The 17,500-nt window shown below is 62.9% G+C and carries 11 protein-coding genes, 2 tRNA genes, 2 rRNA genes and 1 riboswitch (1 of these 16 only partly in view); of the genes, 8 read left to right on the plus strand and 7 right to left on the minus strand.

What is annotated here, in order from left to right:
* Positions 1 to 312 precede the first annotated feature (312 nt).
* Genes AOQ71_RS12735 through AOQ71_RS12745 form a run of 3 tightly spaced genes read right to left on the minus strand, consistent with a single transcriptional unit; the run spans position 313 to position 3,220 of the window.
* Complete coding sequence (locus AOQ71_RS12735) at positions 313 to 1,251, minus strand: prephenate/arogenate dehydrogenase family protein (protein ID WP_057746718.1); 939 nt, start codon at positions 1,249 to 1,251, stop codon at positions 313 to 315.
* Positions 1,248 to 2,342, minus strand: coding sequence for a histidinol-phosphate transaminase (hisC, locus tag AOQ71_RS12740; protein ID WP_057746721.1), 1,095 nt, complete (start codon positions 2,340 to 2,342; stop codon positions 1,248 to 1,250). The genes AOQ71_RS12735 and hisC overlap by 4 nt, the downstream gene beginning before the upstream one ends.
* Positions 2,343 to 2,377: 35 nt before the next feature.
* Complete coding sequence (locus AOQ71_RS12745; protein WP_057746724.1) at positions 2,378 to 3,220, minus strand: chorismate mutase; 843 nt, start codon at positions 3,218 to 3,220, stop codon at positions 2,378 to 2,380.
* A 160-nt stretch (positions 3,221 to 3,380) separates the two neighbouring features.
* A riboswitch (SAM riboswitch) is annotated at positions 3,381 to 3,460 on the plus strand.
* 92 nt (positions 3,461 to 3,552) lie between these two features.
* Between AOQ71_RS12745 and metX the strand changes: the two genes are divergently transcribed.
* Positions 3,553 to 4,770 (plus strand): homoserine O-acetyltransferase MetX, encoded by a 1,218-nt coding sequence (metX, locus tag AOQ71_RS12750; protein ID WP_057746728.1) that lies wholly within the window; start codon positions 3,553 to 3,555, stop codon positions 4,768 to 4,770.
* Positions 4,771 to 4,772: 2 nt separating this feature from the next.
* A complete protein-coding gene (gene metW / locus AOQ71_RS12755) occupies positions 4,773 to 5,435 on the plus strand; it encodes a methionine biosynthesis protein MetW (protein WP_057746731.1) in 663 nt (220 codons plus the stop codon).
* Positions 5,436 to 5,584: 149 nt separating this feature from the next.
* On the opposite strand, the gene AOQ71_RS12760 is transcribed toward metW, so the two are convergent.
* A complete protein-coding gene (locus AOQ71_RS12760) occupies positions 5,585 to 6,448 on the minus strand; it encodes an alpha/beta fold hydrolase (RefSeq protein ID WP_057746733.1) in 864 nt (287 codons plus the stop codon).
* A gap of 218 nt (positions 6,449 to 6,666) precedes the next feature.
* Between AOQ71_RS12760 and AOQ71_RS12765 the strand changes: the two genes are divergently transcribed.
* Positions 6,667 to 7,314: an NlpC/P60 family protein gene (locus AOQ71_RS12765; protein WP_057746737.1), complete on the plus strand. Its 648-nt coding sequence runs from the start codon at positions 6,667 to 6,669 to the stop codon at positions 7,312 to 7,314.
* Positions 7,315 to 7,428: 114 nt separating this feature from the next.
* On the opposite strand, the gene AOQ71_RS12770 is transcribed toward AOQ71_RS12765, so the two are convergent.
* Positions 7,429 to 8,217 carry an MOSC domain-containing protein gene (locus AOQ71_RS12770; RefSeq protein WP_057746740.1) on the minus strand — a complete coding sequence of 263 codons (789 nt, stop codon included), beginning with the start codon at positions 8,215 to 8,217 and terminating at the stop codon, positions 7,429 to 7,431.
* A 242-nt stretch (positions 8,218 to 8,459) separates the two neighbouring features.
* On the opposite strand from AOQ71_RS12770, the gene clpB reads away from it, so the two are divergent.
* On the plus strand, positions 8,460 to 11,099 hold the full coding sequence (gene clpB / locus AOQ71_RS12775) for an ATP-dependent chaperone ClpB (RefSeq protein WP_057746742.1): 2,640 nt from the start codon (positions 8,460 to 8,462) through the stop codon (positions 11,097 to 11,099).
* A 77-nt stretch (positions 11,100 to 11,176) separates the two neighbouring features.
* Here the strand turns inward: clpB and AOQ71_RS12780 are convergent, their stop codons facing one another.
* Complete coding sequence (locus AOQ71_RS12780; RefSeq protein ID WP_057746745.1) at positions 11,177 to 11,443, minus strand: hypothetical protein; 267 nt, start codon at positions 11,441 to 11,443, stop codon at positions 11,177 to 11,179.
* Between the two features lie 166 nt (positions 11,444 to 11,609).
* Complete coding sequence (locus AOQ71_RS12785; protein ID WP_057746748.1) at positions 11,610 to 13,673, minus strand: M23 family metallopeptidase; 2,064 nt, start codon at positions 13,671 to 13,673, stop codon at positions 11,610 to 11,612.
* 1,035 nt (positions 13,674 to 14,708) lie between these two features.
* Here AOQ71_RS12785 and AOQ71_RS12790 point away from each other — a divergent pair.
* The 4 genes from AOQ71_RS12790 to AOQ71_RS12805 all read left to right on the plus strand — a co-directional run.
* Positions 14,709 to 16,195, plus strand: a 16S ribosomal RNA gene (locus AOQ71_RS12790).
* Positions 16,196 to 16,382: 187 nt separating this feature from the next.
* Positions 16,383 to 16,459, plus strand: a tRNA-Ile gene (locus tag AOQ71_RS12795).
* A 111-nt stretch (positions 16,460 to 16,570) separates the two neighbouring features.
* Positions 16,571 to 16,646, plus strand: a tRNA-Ala gene (locus AOQ71_RS12800).
* A 390-nt stretch (positions 16,647 to 17,036) separates the two neighbouring features.
* A 23S ribosomal RNA gene (locus AOQ71_RS12805) occupies positions 17,037 to 17,500 on the plus strand; it runs 2,396 nt beyond the window's last position.
* The 16S and 23S rRNA genes sit together here with 2 tRNA genes alongside, the layout of an rRNA operon.

The following is a 17,500-nucleotide window of genomic DNA, read 5'->3' on the forward strand; positions in this document are numbered from 1 at the left end:
CAGCGCCAACCGCATCGAAGAATCCCGGATTGCGCTGCGCTCCATCCGGGCTACGAACTGACGTCAGGATCTCTTCGCCGGATCGTGATTGCGCATCGGAATGCGGAGCCGCGTTGCGTGAGGCCCGCAATCATCGCGCGCGTGCGGATCGCCGACGCTGCGAAAATATTCCGACCATGATCGTCGGAAAACGTGATGCAGAAGATGCACAGGGCTGCGAACAACAGCCCGCTTATTCGCATCACTCCACACCAGGGAAGCAATGCGCGCGCCGGGGGCGCGACGCTTCGCTCCATCCGGGCTACTTCGGCGCTACGGCTTCTTGTCGAGCTGCCCATGCTGGCGGCCGAAGTCTGCTGCTGCCGAATCCTGGCCGATCTCGACGATGCCGCGGCGGATGGCGCGGGTGCGGGTGAAGTGGTCGAACAGCGCCTCGCCGTCACCGCGGCGGATCGCGCGCGTCAGCTTGGCGAGGTCCTCGGTGAAGGTGCCGAGCATTTCCAGCACCGCGTCCTTGTTGGCGAGGAAGACGTCGCGCCACATCGTCGGGTCGGACGCCGCGATGCGGGTGAAGTCGCGGAAGCCGCCGGCGGAGAATTTGATCACTTCCGATTCCGTCACCTGCGCCAGCTCGTCGGCGGTGCCGACGATGGTGTAGGCGATCAAATGCGGCAGATGGCTGGTGATCGCGAGCACGAGGTCATGATGATCCGGCGTCATCACCTCGACCTTGGCGCCCATCGCCGTCCAGAACGCGCGCAAATGCGCGGTCGCCTCGGTGTCGGTGCCCTCTGGCGGCGTCAGAATGCACCAGCGGTTGATGAAGAGCTCGGCGAAGCCGGAGTCAGGCCCCGAATGCTCGGTGCCCGCCACGGGGTGCGCCGGCACGAAATGAACGTCCTTCGGCAGATGCGGCGCCATGTCCTTGACCACCGCGCCCTTGACCGAGCCGACGTCGGAGATGACGGCGCCCGGCTTCAGATGCGCCGATATCTCCTGCGCCACCTCGCCGCAGGCGCCGACGGGAATGCAGAGGATGACGAGATCGGCATCCTTCACCGCTTCCGCATTGGTTGCCACGACATGATCGACAATGCCGAGTTCGAGCACCCGCGCGCGCGTCTTCTCCGAGCGCGCGGTGGTGACGATCTCGCCGGCCAAGCCTTGCAGCTTCGCGGCGCGCGCGATCGAGCCGCCGATCAGGCCGAAGCCGATCAGGGCGACGCGCTGGAAATGCGGGTCCACGCTCATTTGCCGGCCATGAAGTCGCGCAGCGCGTCCACGACGAGGCGATTGGCCTCCTCGGTGCCGATGGTCATGCGCAGCTGATGGTGCAGGCCATAGTTCTTCAGCGCGCGCAGCACGAGGCCACGCCTGGTGAGATAGGCGTCGGCCGCATCCGATGTCTTGCCGCTTTCCGGAAAGTGGATCAGCACGAAATTGGCAACGCCGGGCGTCACCTTCAGCCCGAGCTTGGTGATCTCTTCACTGAGCCAGTTGCGCCAGGTCTCGGTGAACTGCTTCGACATCGCCTGATGCGCGGTGTCCTCGATCGCGGCGACCGCGGCATACATCGCCGGCGTCGATACGTTGAAGGGGCCGCGGATGCGGTTGACGGCGTCGATGATGGGCTCGGGGCCGAACATCCAGCCGACGCGCAGCGCCGCGAGGCCATGGATCTTGGAGAAGGTGTGCGTCACCACCGTATTCTCCGTGGTGGCGACCAGCTCGATCCCCATCTCGTAGTCGTTACGGGAGACGTAATCGCAATAGGCCGCATCCAGCACCAGCAGCACGTGCGAGGGCAGGCCGGCGCGCAGGCGCTTGACCTCGTCGAACGGGATATAAGTGCCGGTCGGATTGTTGGGGTTGGCGAGCCAGACCAGCTTCGTCTTCGGCGTCACCGCTTTCAGGATGGCGTCGACGTCGGCGGTCAGGTTCTTCTCGGCCGCCACCACGTTCTTGGCGCCGTTCGCCATGGTGGCGATCGGGTAGACCAGGAAGCCGTGTGTGGTGGAGATCGCCTCGTCGCCATGGCTGAGATAAGTGTGGGCGAGCAGGTTGAGGATCTCGTCCGAGCCGGCGCCGCAGATGATGCGGTTGGGATCGAGCCCGTAGTGGCGGCCGATCGCCTCGCGCAGCACGCGCGAGGTTCCCTCAGGATAGTCTTCCAGATGATCCGCGACGTGCTTGAAGGCCTCGATCGCCTTGGGCGAAGGTCCGAACGGCGTCTCGTTGGCCGAGAGCTTGAACACCTTGCGGCCGGGCTCGGCGACCGGGGTCTTGCCGGGCGTGTAGGGCGCAATATCGAGAATGCCGGGATTCGGCATGGGGCGGGACATCTTCAACTCCGGATAGGCTTTGGGCGGTACGCGATTTACGACCCGGTCGGGGGCACCGTATAGCGCGTTGCGTGGCTGCCGACGAGGGCCGTGGAGCGCACCGAGGCCCCCGCTTCGATCAGGGCAGCCTTGATCTTGTCGATGCTGGTGGCCGATGTGACCGAGACCAGCAGCGCCGCGCCGTCGAAGGCGGTATCGGGCACCGCCACGATCTCGGCGAGCGGCGACAGCGCCCGCGCGACCTCGGCGTTCCACCCTGACACGCGCACGCTGAAGGTCTCGACCTCCGTCACCACGGCGCTGTCGGCGACGCGCGAGATCGCGAACACCGGCAGCGACGCCGGATGGTCGGCGCGCTCGACGAAGGGCATGCGCGCGATGATCTTCGGCGCGCCCACGGCTTCCAGCTCCAGCCACCACGGCGTGCGGCTCGATGTCGCCGAGACCAGCGCGAGGTCACCCTTGGATTTCGCCACCGCCTCGACCGCCGCCTGCGCACTGAAATGCGCGACATACGGCACCGTGAAGCCGAAATGGAAGCGCACGGAATCGCGCATCGCGGGCTCGCTCGCCGAGATGTCGGCATGCACGGAGAACGGCGCCTGGACATAGGTGAAGGTCGAGATGATGACGCGCCAGATGCTTTCGACGGTGTCGAGCGGCAGGATGCCGCGATGCCGCTGCACGATCTCGCGCATCATCGAGGCCTCGCGCGCGGGCCGGAACGCCGAGCCGACCTCCTGGGTCTGCTTCACCTGGATCAGCCGGTCGATGATGTCGCCGCGCTGCATCAACAGGCGATGCATGGCCTCATCGATCGCGTCGATCTCCTTGCGCAATTCCTGGAGCGATGGTGGCGCGGGCGGTCGTTGGGACATATCTGACAGGACTGTTGTGAGGCTGCGGAGATTGTCCTGATTAGGCAGTCAGGGCGGCGAAAGCAAAGAGAAATGACGGCCTGCAAGGCTGCCGGATGAGAGGCGATTTTGGCTCATCCTGACTGCGACTTGACGAAATCGGCCCAAGCCGGTAGGTTTTTGCCCGTTCCGTGGTCATTTGAGCCGGCCGGCTTGCAGCCACGTTAAAAAACTCGCTAAACAGGCCGGGGACGCTTCCGATCCCGGCCGAACCTATCGTTCAGGCCGGGTTTTTCATGGCCTGATTTCATCGCGGTCTCACGTCCGATCGCAAACGAGGTCGATGGTCAGAGATGGTTGGCGTCAAGTCTGTCCCAAGTCCTACGATCCCAAGTCCTACGATCAGTGCCGACGATCGGTCGCATGAGGTCGATCATCCGAGTTCAGAGGTCGCGCGGTTCGGCGCCGACCAACCGCTGCGGCTCGATTGCGGTGTCGATCTCACCCCGTTCCAAATTGCCTACAAGACCTATGGCGAGCTCAACGCCGATCGCTCCAATGCGGTGCTGATCTGCCATGCGCTGACCGGCGACCAGCACGTCGCCAATGTCCATCCGGTCACCGGCAAACCCGGCTGGTGGGAGACTCTGGTCGGCCCCGGCCGGCCGCTCGATCCGAGCAAATACTTCATCATCTGCTCCAACGTGATCGGCGGCTGCATGGGCTCGACCGGGCCCGCCTCGATCAATCCAGCCACCGGCAAGGTGTGGGGCCTGGATTTCCCTGTCATCACCATTCCCGACATGGTGCGCGCGCAGGCGATGCTGATCGACCGGCTCGGCATCGATACGCTGTTTGCCGTCGTCGGCGGCTCGATGGGCGGCATGCAGGTGCTGCAATGGACCGCGGCGTACCCTGCGCGTGTCTACTCAGCGCTGGCGATCGCCTGTTCGACGCGGCACTCGGCGCAGAACATCGCCTTCCACGAGCTCGGCCGCCAGGCCGTCATGGCCGATCCCGACTGGCACAATGGCGCCTATGCCGATCAGGGCATCCATCCGCATCGCGGCCTCGCGGTCGCGCGCATGGCCGCGCACATCACCTATCTGTCGGACGCTGCGCTGCATCGCAAGTTCGGCCGCCGCATGCAGGACCGCGAGCTGCCGACTTTCTCGTTCGACGCCGATTTCCAGGTCGAGTCCTATCTGCGCTACCAGGGCTCGTCCTTCGTCGAGCGCTTCGACGCCAATTCCTATCTCTATCTGACGCGCGCGATGGATTATTTCGACATCGCCGCCGACCATGGCGGCGTGCTGGCGAAGGCGTTTGCAGGGATTGAGACCCGCTTCTGCGTGGTTTCCTTCACCAGCGACTGGCTGTTCCCGACTTCGGAATCGCGCGCGCTGGTGCACGCGCTGAATGCGTCCAGCGCGCGGGTGTCGTTCGCGGAGATCGAGACCGATCGCGGCCACGATGCCTTCCTGCTCGACGTGCCCGAATTCTTCGACATCTCCCGCGCCTTCCTGCAATCCGCCGGCAAGGCGCGCGGACTCACGAACAAGGACGGCTAGCGATGTCTGTGCAGCAAGTACTGCCGCTGAACGGCCTCGCGGCTGAGCAGTCGGGCCCATTTCGCGCCGACCATCTGCTGGTCGCCGAAATGGTCAAGCCGGGTTCGAAGGTGCTCGACGTCGGCTGCGGCGACGGCGATCTGCTTCAGCTCTTGGAGACCCGCGGCATTGACGGCCGCGGCATCGAGCTGTCGCGCGAGGGCGTCAACCGCTGCGTGGCCAAGGGCCTCGCCGTGGTGCAGGGCGATGCCGACACCGACCTCGTCAATTACCCCGATGATGCCTTCGACTACGTGATCCTGTCGCAGACGCTGCAAGCGACGCGTCAGCCCAAGGTCGTGCTGGAGAATCTGCTGCGCATCGGTCGCCGCGCCATCGTCTCGTTCCCGAATTTCGGCTTCTGGCGGATGCGCCTGCAGCTCCTGATCGGCGGCCACATGCCGCGCACCGAGAACCTGCCGGCGAGCTGGTACGACACCGCCAATATCCATTTCTGCACCATCAAGGATTTCGTCGAGCTCTGCGACGAAATCCACGTCAAGATGGAGCGCGCCGAGGCGCTCGACCTCTACGGTCGTCCGCTGCGGCTGCGGCTGCCCTGGTGGGTGTGGAATCTGTTCGGCGAGCAGGGCGTGTTCCTGCTGAGCCGGGGCGGTGGGAAATAGTTTGCTGCCTGTAGCCCGGATGGAGCGAAGGTCCATCCTTCGTCATTGCGAGGAGCTCTTGCGACGAAGCAATCCAGAGTCTTTCCGCGGAGACGTCTGGATTGCTTCGCTGCGCTCGCAATGACGGAGCGCGCGGCGACGCCGTCGCCCTAATGCGCCGCCATCGACCTTGGATCGCGCGCCGGCCAGCGGCCGGCTTCCACCAGCGTCACGAACCGCTCCACGCTCTCGTTGAACAGTGCCGGCTCTTCGAGATTGAGCACGTGGCCGGACTTCGGAAACATCGCGAGGCCCGCGGCCGGCAGATGTTTCTTCAGGAACAGGCTCGCGCCGATGCAGGGATCGTCCTCGTCGCCGCAGATGACCAGCGCGGGTGTGGCTACGCTCCTGATCGCTTCCGTCAGCGTGTAAATCGACGGCCGGCCACCCTGGAAGCCGCGCATCGTGTTGGCCGAACCCTTGGCATCGTGGCGCGCCAGTGCAGCATAGAAATCGGCATGACCGCGCGGGTCCTTCACCAGAAAGGGAATCCGGCTCGGCGCCTCGCGCGTGACCTTTGCGACTTCTGCCGAGCCCAGCGTCTCGAACTGCTCGGCATTGGCGCGGCACTGCTTGCGCCAGGCGTCGAGATTTTCGAGCTCCGAGCCGGAGCCGACGCCGGCCAGCGTCATCGACAGCGCGCGCTGTGGTGCGTTCAATCCGATCTGGAGCGACGAGTAGGCGCCCATTGAGAGGCCGACGAGATGCGCGCGCTCGATTCCGAGATGATCGAGCACGGCGAGCGCATCGGTGTAGAAGTGCTTGTAAGTGTAGACCTCGCCATCGGGCACGTCGGACGGCGTGTAGCCGCGCGCGGAATAGGTGATGCAGCGGTGGCCACGCGAGAAGTAACGCATCTGCGGCTCCCAATTGCTGTAATCGGCCGCGAACTCGTGCAGGAAAATGATCGGCGTTCCCTGACCTGCCTCTTCGAAATAGATGCGGACGTCGTCCCTGGTCGTGGCGTGGGGCATTAACTGTTTCCCTCTCTGCAAGCCGCAAGTTCAGGATCGCAGTTAATGCAGATGTCCGCAATAAGGCAGCTCCATCAGAGCATTGCCGCAAAATCATCGCAGCTATTCGCGGGCCACCGCGTCTTTTTCTCGCCACATCGGACGGCTTAACGGCCCCATCGATGTTGGCCGTCGCACGGGCCGACCTTGGGAAGTGGGGGTGTCAACGAGGATGAAGTATGTTTGAGTTGTTTGCGTCCCGCCTGTCGCGTCGTGTTGTCGCGCTGGCGGTGTTCTTCACGGCCATTGCCGCGTTCGTTTCTCCGGCCTCAGCGCGGCCGCATCATCGTCACAGCGCAGAGCGGCACGCTTACGTGCATCACGCCAGCAGGCATCATCACATCGGGCACTCGGTCCGCAGCTCGCGCTTCGAGCACAGCGCGCCGCAGTTGCAGGCAGGTGGATTCGCCAAAACGCAGGCCAGCTATGATCCGAGCGCCAGCAGCGGCGGTGCGACGATGAGCGGCGGCTTCGGCGGCGGTTCAGGCCTCGTGTCCGAGGCGCGCCGCTATCTCGGCGGCAACCCGACGGGGCGCGGCAGCCTGTGGTGCGCGCGCTTCATGAACATGGTGCTTGAGAAAACCGGCCACCAAGGCACCGGATCGGACATGGCGAACTCGTTCGCGCATTACGGCACGCGCGTCTCCGGCCCGCAGGTCGGCGCCATCGCGGTGATGTCGCGCGGCCGCCGCGGCGGTCATGTCGGCATCATCACCGGCATCGATGCGCAGGGAAATCCGATCATGATCTCAGGTAACAATGGCAACCGCGTCCGCGAAGCCCCGATCTCGCGCGGCCGGATCTACGCGTATGTGATGCCGAATTAGCGCCGTCATTGCGAGGAGCTCTTGCGACGAAGCAATCCAGACTGTCTCCGCGGATGCATTCCTGGATTGCTTCGCTGCGCTCGCAATGACGGAGTGTGTTGAGCCGCCGTGGGCTCATACCAATCTCGGCTCTTCCACCGCCACCGCATCTCCCACGCCGATCTCGCCATCGGCCACCACCTCGGCATAGATGCCGCAATCCATGTGGCCGAGATGGCGCGACAGCGTCGGCGGTATTTCGAGATCGCGCTTCGCCGTCACCGGGTCCACATTCGTGGCCGGACAGCGGACGATGCGCTTGACCACCTTCAGCCGGGCCTGCCCGATCGCAAGCGTCTGGCCGACGAGGTCGAGCTCGGACCAGGCCGGCCAGCCCTTCACGTAGAGATTGGCGCGGAAGCGCAGGGGATTGACGGCGGTGCCGCCGAGCATGGCCTCGATGGCGCGGACGCTGTTGAGATTGATGATCGACACGACCTTGCGGGCGACGTCGGAAAAGCTGTGATCGCGGCCCGACAGGACTTTCGGCGGGCCCTTCAGCTCCGGCTGAAAATTCTCCGTGAAGTAGGCCTCGATCGCCGCGCGCCCGGCCGCGGTCTCGAGATCGCCGCTGGCGACGATCCGGCCGTGCTTGCGGATGGTCAGGCGGTTGGTGGCATCCTCGAACCGGCTGTCGAGGGAAGCCAGCCGCTCATTGCGCGCCAGCATCAGAAACTGGATTTTCGGCTTCCACTCGGGCGCCTCCGGGTCGAACCCGCTGGGCCCGTTCTCGATGGCATAGCGGCGGTCGGCGGGCAGGGTCTGACCGGACCGCAAGGGGGCCCGGAGCAGGGCTTCCGGCGTCAGGCCCTTGATCGGGTAGCGGTAAAGGCCGGTGATTTCGGCGGTCTGGCTTGTTGTCATGCGGCTACTTAAGGGATTCGACCCGTACCCGCCAAGCCGGCCGATCTGCGCACGAAATTGTGAACGTGCCTCTTCCGATCGGAAGGTGCGCTTCCCACATCTGGGTCAGGTCGGCGCCAGCGCCGGCTGATAACGACCGCTTGCTGGTTGAGGAACGTCAACGCATCAGGCGGAAACCCAATGAAGATGCCGTTTGGGGTGCCTTAGAGGGCCCCAAGGGCAGGCCGAGGGACAGAAAAGACATGAATATCGACAAATATACCGAGCGCTCCAGGGGCTTCATCCAGTCCGCGCAGTCGCTTGCGATGCGCGAGGGGCATCAGCAGTTTTCCACGCTTCACCTGTTGAAGGTGCTGCTCGACGACAATGAGGGGCTGGCTGCCGGTCTCATCGACCGCGCCGGCGGCAATTCCCGCGCAATTCTGAAGGCCACCGAGGACGCCCTGAACAAGGTGCCAAAGGTCAGCGGCGGCGGCGCCGGGCAGATCTATTTGGCGCCCGAGCTCGCGCGCACCTTCGACGCGGCCGAAAAGGCCGGCGAGAAGGCGGGCGACAGCTTTGTCACCGTCGAGCGGTTGCTGCTCGGGCTGACACTGGAGAAGACCAGCGAAGCCGGCACCATCCTGAACAAGGGCGGCGTCACCCCGCAAAATCTCAACGCTGCGATCGAGGCGCTGCGCAAGGGCCGCACCGCGGACACCGCGACGGCGGAGAACGCCTATGACGCGCTGAAGAAATATGCCCGCGACCTGACCCAGGCTGCGCGGGACGGCAAGCTCGATCCGGTCATCGGCCGCGACGAGGAGATCCGTCGCACCATCCAGGTGCTGTCGCGGCGGACCAAGAACAATCCCGTCCTGATCGGTGAACCCGGCGTCGGCAAGACCGCCATCGCGGAAGGGCTGGCGCTGCGCATCGTCAACGGCGATGTGCCCGAGAGCCTGAAGGACAAGAAGCTGCTGTCGCTTGATTTGGGCGCGCTGATTGCGGGTGCAAAATACCGCGGCGAGTTCGAGGAGCGGCTGAAGGCCGTGCTCCAGGAGGTCACCGGGAGCGACGGCACCTTCATCCTGTTCATCGACGAGATGCACACGCTCATCGGCGCCGGCAAGGCCGACGGTGCGATGGACGCCTCCAACCTGCTCAAGCCGGCGCTTGCCCGCGGCGAGCTGCACTGCATCGGCGCGACCACGCTCGACGAGTACCAGAAGCACGTCGAGAAGGACGCCGCGCTGGCGCGGCGGTTCCAGCCGATCTTCGTCAGCGAGCCCTCGGTCGAGGATACCATCTCGATCCTGCGCGGGTTGAAGGACAAGTACGAGCAGCACCATGGCGTGCGGATCACCGATTCCGCGCTGGTGGCGTCCGCGACGCTGTCCAACCGCTACATCACCGACCGCTTCCTGCCCGACAAGGCGATCGACCTCATGGACGAGGCCGCGGCGCGGCTGAAGATGCAGGTCGATTCCAAACCGGAAGAGCTGGATTCGCTCGACCGAGAGATCATCCGGCTCAAGATCGAGCAGGAAGCGCTCAAGAAGGAAAGTGATCTCGGCTCAAAATCCCGACTTGAGTCGCTTCAGAAAGAGCTGGCCGACCTCGAGGAGAAGTCTGCGGCGCTGACGGCACGCTGGAGCGCGGAGAAGAACAAGCTCTCCAACGCCCAGAAGCTGAAGTCGGAGCTCGACGCCCTGCGCGTCGACCTCGCCGACGCGCAGCGGCGCGGCGAATTCCAGAAGGCGGGCGAGCTGGCTTATGGCCGGATCCCGCAGCTCGAGAAGCAGCTCGCCGAGATCGAGGCGCGCGAAGGCTCCGGTGAGATGATGGAGGAGGCTGTTACCGCCAACCACATCGCGCAGGTGGTCTCGCGCTGGACCGGCGTGCCCGTCGACAAGATGCTGGAGGGCGAGAAGGAGAAGCTCCTGAAGATGGAGGAGCAGCTCGGCAAGCGCGTCGTCGGCCAGGCCGAGGCCGTGCGTGCGGTCGCGACCGCCGTGCGTCGTTCGCGCGCGGGCCTGCAGGATCCGCACCGCCCCACAGGCTCGTTCATGTTCCTGGGGCCGACCGGCGTCGGCAAGACCGAGCTGACGAAAGCTCTTGCGGAGTACCTCTTCAACGACGAGACCGCGATGGTCCGCCTCGACATGTCCGAGTACATGGAGAAGCACTCGGTCTCGCGGCTGATCGGCGCGCCTCCGGGCTATGTCGGTTATGACGAGGGCGGTGCGCTCACCGAAGCGGTGCGACGCCGGCCTTATCAGGTGGTGCTGTTCGACGAGATCGAGAAGGCGCATCCCGACGTCTTCAACGTGCTGTTGCAGGTGCTGGACGACGGCCGGCTGACCGATGGCCAGGGCCGTACCGTCGATTTCCGCAACACGCTGATCATCATGACCTCGAATCTCGGTTCGGAATATCTGGTGAACCAGCCGGAAGGCGAAGACACTTCTGCCGTGCGTGAGCAGGTGATGGGCATGGTGCGGGGACATTTCCGCCCCGAATTCCTCAACCGCGTCGACGAGATCATCCTGTTCCACCGCCTGCAGAAGAGCGAGATGGGCCGGATTGTCGAGATCCAGTTCGGCCGGCTGCAGAAGCTCCTGACCGATCGCAAGATCGTGCTGACGCTCGATGCCGCCGCGCGCGACTGGCTCGCCGCCAAGGGCTGGGATCCCGCCTACGGTGCTCGCCCGCTGAAGCGGGTGATCCAGCGCTACCTGCAGGACCCGCTCGCCGAGATGATCCTGACCGGAGACGTCAGGGATGGCGACACGGTGGCGATCTCGTCCGAAGGCAACGTGTTGACCTTCAACGGCAAGGCGCCGCAGACCGCGGAAATCGCCCAGTTCGAGGCGCCAGTGTCGAAGCGCAAGCTGAACTGAGCAGCAGCGTAACTCGCCAACAGATTCGCCCCGGAGAGGTCCCTCTCTCCGGGGCGTTTCATCGTCGGGTTGGGCACCTAGCTGATTGCAGATGCCGAGGCGGGCCCGGGTGGGCCTGGCTCGTCATCCTCCTGTTCGAGCTCCGACAGGATATCCACCAGCGTGCGCACGCGCCCTTGGGCCAGCGGCCTGAGGTCATTGATCATGGGCTCGTCATTGGCGAGCCAGGCCTGGGCTTCGGCGAGCTCCTCGACGGTCGCGCCGGTTCCGATGATCTCTGCAATGGTCACGTCGTCAGCGCTGCCGACCGCCTTGATGACGTCGTCGCGTGAGAGGTGCTGCATGATCGGTCTCCTCTTGACGGACTGGACCTATCAACCATGAGCATCACCCAACTGTTCCACCCCGAGTCGCGCGGCCGTTCTGACGGCGATCGGAAGCGTTTTCGTGATCGTGAGGGGCCCGGATTTTGGGCACGCCGGTTGTCAGCGATGTCAGGGAATTACCGGTTTACCGATTCGTGACCTGTAGCGGCCCGCCCGTCGCGTCCGACATGCGGGCGATGGCGCCGCCGCGACCGCTCATCATGCCGTCGAGGCGGTCTCGCTCCTTCTCGAAGCTGGCCAGCATCGGGCCTTCCAGCGAACGGCCGCGCGGCAGTTTCACGCGCATTGGGTCGACGAAGCGGCCGTTGACGAGGATTTCGTAGTGCACATGCGGGCCGGTCGACTGGCCGGTCGAGCCGACAAAGCCGATCACCTGGCCCTGCCGCACCTTCTTGCCCGGCTCCATGCCCTTGGCGAACGCCGACAGATGGCCGTAGGCGGTCTCGTAGCCGTTGTTGTGCTTGATGCGAACGTATTTGCCGTAGCCGCCCTCGAGCTGCGCCTTCTCGATCACGCCGTTGCCGGCGGCGAAAATCGGCGTGCCGTAGGCGGTGGCCCAGTCGACGCCGGTGTGCATCTTCACGTAGCCGAGGATCGGATGGCGGCGGCCGCCGAATCCGGAGCGCATGATGGCGCTGTTGACGGGCTTGCGGACCAGGAACTTTTTCGCGCTCTTGCCGGTCTCGTCATAGTAGTCGACGACGCCGTCGTCGGGACTCTGGTAGCGATAATATTTCTTGGTTTCGCCGCCGACCGTGAGGGATGCGAACAGCACCTCGCTCTTGTCCGAGGCCGTCGTGCCCTCGTCTTCGCCGGCGTAGAACACATCGAACGAGTCGCCCGGTTGCACCTTGCGTTGGAAGTCGACGTCGTAGGAGTAGATCTTGATCATGTCGTCGATGACGGGCATCGGCACTTTGTTGCGCATCGCGGTCTCGTAGATGCTCTGGTAGAGCCGCACGCCGCTGCCGTCATCATCGTCATCGTCTTCGCTGCTGGGGTTGGCCGTAGCGTCGGCGACGGTATTCATGCTGGAGACGTCGACCGCGACGTATTTGCCGAGATCGGACAGCGCCGCGATCGCCTCGACCACGGTGTCGTTGGCGACGACGACGCGATAGGGCTGCAAGCGTGCACCGGGGCTTGCGGGCGCCATCAGGATGCGAAGCTTTTCGCCTTCCTTCAGCCCGCCGTCGCGGCCGCGGGGACCGAGGGTTGCGGCAATTGCCTTGATCTCCTCGGCGGTGGCGCCGAGATCGCGCAGCACGGAGCCGACGCTGTCGCCCTTCTTGACGACATGGACGCGCTCGCCGTTGGGATTGCCGCCGGTGATCTGCTCCTTGGTCTTCGGCAGCAGCGTCACGTTTTCCGGCACCACGCGGGTCTCGAAGCCGGCATAGGGGTCGGACGACGACGCTTCGGTGGCGTAGGCCATCTTCATGTCGGATGCGCCGGCCGCGCCGGAGACGTCGGCGGTCGCGTTGGCGAGCGAGGCGTAGCGCACCCCGCCATTGCCGCGCCAATTGGCGGCATCGCGCACCCGCATCAGGATGTCGTCGAGCGCCACCACCGCGGAAATCTTGGCCTTCGGCAGCACCGGCGAGAGGTCCTTGGTGACGAAGGAGACCTCGGCGTCGGGTTCGACGGCCTCGGGATTGTTCGGATCGTCGGTCGCGGTCTTCGGATCGGAGCCGACGTCGGTGAGCATGCGCTGCGCGTTGAACGGCGGAATCTTCGCCGACAAATCGCTCGTCGTCATCGACAGATTGCCGGCGATCCGGATGAAGGGGCGCACCCGCATCACGTCGCGGTTGCCGACGCGGGCGACGGTGGAGACGCGGACGATGTTGCGCGAGGCGGTCGAGTCACTGGGCGGCGGCAGGCGATCGCTCTTGTGCAGCGTCGCGGTGCGATCGGCCGCAGCAAAGGCGCCACGCAGTGCGCCCTCGACCCGTTCCGGCACCTTGGCGAAAGTCATCTCGCCGTCGAGAGACGCGAAAACGGCGCCGCCGATCAGGGCTGCGCCGCAGAGTCCGGTCAGAATTGTGCCGCTGAACCATTGCACCGAGACACGACGGCGATCGATGACGGCAGCTTCCGAACCATCGACGGACAGCGGCGGCTCGTGGCCGAGATCAATGATCCCGGTCTCACGCCCGTAAGCGCCGCGTGATGTCCTCTGGTTCAACCCAAGTCCCCCAATCAACGACCCGAAACCTTTCCTTTCAGCGCCTCCTCCCGGTCGCCCTCTTGCAGGGGCATCTCGGAAAAAGCCTTCGCGCAGATGCTCGCACTCAGAAGGCCTCGAATGAGACCCGGCCGAAATTACGAACAGCTAGGCAGGTGAAAGGTCTCGCGATGTCTTTCGAATGTCCGAAGAAGGCTGCGTCATCGTCAGATCGCCTTCTCTGAATCCCAAATCGCTGGCAGCCCCCACTGGCACCCGCGATTCAAGCTTGTCTCATACCAGAACGCCGCGGGATTGTGGCTCTAGTACGGCGCCTAATATGGAAAAAGTTTCCTGAACGGCCGCTCGCGGAGAGCCCGGACCCAGGGAGGACGCCGGACGGATGGCGGACGGACGGGGGACGGACGGGTCGCTTTCGGCCCCCCTCAGGAGCCCCCTCCGAGCCCCTCAGGAGCCCGCCGGGGAGCAAACTTTTTTTCAGATTTTTTGCCGGACGGCGCGCCTTCGCTTGCTCTCCGTCCTTCTAATCGACTGGAATCGTTGGATTTTTTATGGAAATCCAGTGTGCGACGATTTGTTGACGATTGGCGTTGACAGCCCGGAAGGTGGGGCCTATAACCCCAACCACTGAGCGCGGCGCCGCCGGGTCACTGACCAAGGCGAGCGAACGCGCCACTGATGCTCCTCACCTTGTTGAGTGACACAACAGCCGACACAATCGGTTGGAGTCATTCGACGTCGGTAAGGGTGTCGGAACCCTTCCACTCCGGAAGGTTGGGGCCTCCACGGTCCCGGGCTGTTTGACAAGTGAAGATGAAGAAAGAGAAACGTGGACGGCGGAGTCCTTGCGCCTCTCGGACCACTTGAGAGCTTCGGCTTTTAAGTACTGAGAGAGGACGAAAGACTTCGGCGGTACACGTTTCAAAGGAAACACCATCGTTGCCCGCGATGTGAATCGCAGGCAGCACATCGACTTCGGTCGATAATGGTGGGACCTCGTCAAACGTTGTGATCAGCCGGTTCAAAGTTCAAGTCCAACTTGAGAGTTTGATCCTGGCTCAGAGCGAACGCTGGCGGCAGGCTTAACACATGCAAGTCGAGCGGGCGTAGCAATACGTCAGCGGCAGACGGGTGAGTAACGCGTGGGAACGTACCTTTTGGTTCGGAACAACACAGGGAAACTTGTGCTAATACCGGATAAGCCCTTACGGGGAAAGATTTATCGCCGAAAGATCGGCCCGCGTCTGATTAGCTAGTTGGTAGGGTAATGGCCTACCAAGGCGACGATCAGTAGCTGGTCTGAGAGGATGATCAGCCACATTGGGACTGAGACACGGCCCAAACTCCTACGGGAGGCAGCAGTGGGGAATATTGGACAATGGGGGCAACCCTGATCCAGCCATGCCGCGTGAGTGATGAAGGCCCTAGGGTTGTAAAGCTCTTTTGTGCGGGAAGATAATGACGGTACCGCAAGAATAAGCCCCGGCTAACTTCGTGCCAGCAGCCGCGGTAATACGAAGGGGGCTAGCGTTGCTCGGAATCACTGGGCGTAAAGGGTGCGTAGGCGGGTTTTTAAGTCAGGGGTGAAATCCTGGAGCTCAACTCCAGAACTGCCTTTGATACTGAAGATCTTGAGTCCGGGAGAGGTGAGTGGAACTGCGAGTGTAGAGGTGAAATTCGTAGATATTCGCAAGAACACCAGTGGCGAAGGCGGCTCACTGGCCCGGTACTGACGCTGAGGCACGAAAGCGTGGGGAGCAAACAGGATTAGATACCCTGGTAGTCCACGCCGTAAACGATGAATGCCAGCCGTTAGTGGGTTTACTCACTAGTGGCGCAGCTAACGCTTTAAGCATTCCGCCTGGGGAGTACGGTCGCAAGATTAAAACTCAAAGGAATTGACGGGGGCCCGCACAAGCGGTGGAGCATGTGGTTTAATTCGACGCAACGCGCAGAACCTTACCAGCCCTTGACATGTCCAGGACCGGTCGCAGAGATGTGACCCTCTCTTCGGAGCCTGGAACACAGGTGCTGCATGGCTGTCGTCAGCTCGTGTCGTGAGATGTTGGGTTAAGTCCCGCAACGAGCGCAACCCCCGTCCTTAGTTGCTACCATTTAGTTGAGCACTCTAAGGAGACTGCCGGTGATAAGCCGCGAGGAAGGTGGGGATGACGTCAAGTCCTCATGGCCCTTACGGGCTGGGCTACACACGTGCTACAATGGCGGTGACAATGGGATGCTAAGGGGCGACCCTTCGCGAATCTCAAAAAGCCGTCTCAGTTCGGATTGGGCTCTGCAACTCGAGCCCATGAAGTTGGAATCGCTAGTAATCGTGGATCAGCACGCCACGGTGAATACGTTCCCGGGCCTTGTACACACCGCCCGTCACACCATGGGAGTTGGTTTTACCTGAAGACGGTGCGCTAACCGCAAGGAGGCAGCCGGCCACGGTAGGGTCAGCGACTGGGGTGAAGTCGTAACAAGGTAGCCGTAGGGGAACCTGCGGCTGGATCACCTCCTTTCTAAGGATGGCTCTTCAGAAGCTTGCTTCTATCGAGCTGTTTTAGAAACATCAGGGGCCAACAGATCGCCAGATCGTTGAGCTCCATTGGCGGGATTTCGCCGTCTACGTTTCTCTTTCTTCGCGGACGAACACGCGCTGGGCCTGCACGCAGCAGGATCCGGGGTCCTTAACGGGATATGCGTTAGGGGCTTGTAGCTCAGTTGGTTAGAGCGCGCGCTTGATAAGCGTGAGGTCGGAAGTTCAAGTCTTCCCAGGCCCACCACGCTTCGCCGTTGGCTTCGCGTGGCACCGCCACGCAAGACGATGCGAAGCGTGTCCGGCATAGCCCACAGGGCGACGCCGGACTTTAAGAGGCGCTTCGTCTTCTGGTTACGGGGCCATAGCTCAGCTGGGAGAGCGCGTGCTTTGCAAGCATGAGGTCGTCGGTTCGATCCCGTCTGGCTCCACCAGATGGTTTGATCATCGACTGATCGTGCACCGTCGTCCGCGAAACATCACTTCGCATCCTGCTAGTCTGGATAGACAGCAAGATGCGTGTTTTCTGACATCGTAAAGAGGAGATCGATCCGAGTTGGGTCGTGTAGCAGATTGCTGCGCGAGCCTTCATTATCTCCGGATCATTTTCGGCGCTCGCGTCCGGCCGCAAGGTTGGTCCGCGAGTTGTAAAATGATCCTTTTAGCGAAGCTTGACCGCCTCGCTATCGGAACGATCTTACGAAGCAAGCTGGTCTTTCTAGTCAATGTCCGGCTGCGACAACAGCATCTTCGAGGGTGCATGCCTTCAATGGCAGTTGCGCAGACAACATTCTGCCGAGTGTGTGGACATTGATAATGAGAGCAATCAAGTGCCTTAAGGGTGTTCGGTGGATGCCTTGGCGCTGAGAGGCGATGAAGGACGTGCTACGCTGCGATAAGCCGTGGGGAGCTGCGAAGAAGCTTTGATCCGCGGATTTCCGAATGGGGAAACCCACCTTCGATAGCCGGAACTCCAAGACCTTGTGTCTTGGTGTTCGACCAGAAATGATCGGGACCATGACCTGGATGCAGAAATGCTGAGGTTTTGGATTTCCGGTTATCAAGAGAAGGTATGAGACTTCTGAATACATAGGAGGTTTCAAGCAAACCCAGGGAACTGAAACATCTAAGTACCTGGAGGAAAGGACATCAACAGAGACTCCGTTAGTAGTGGCGAGCGAACGCGGACCAGGCCAGTGATACATCAAAGACAATCGGAACCGGTCAGGAAAGCCGGGCCTCAGAGGGTGATAGCCCCGTACGAGTAATGCGATGATGTATCCACGAG

Source organism: Bradyrhizobium manausense (genome assembly GCF_001440035.1).
Lineage (GTDB): Bacteria > Pseudomonadota > Alphaproteobacteria > Rhizobiales > Xanthobacteraceae > Bradyrhizobium > Bradyrhizobium manausense.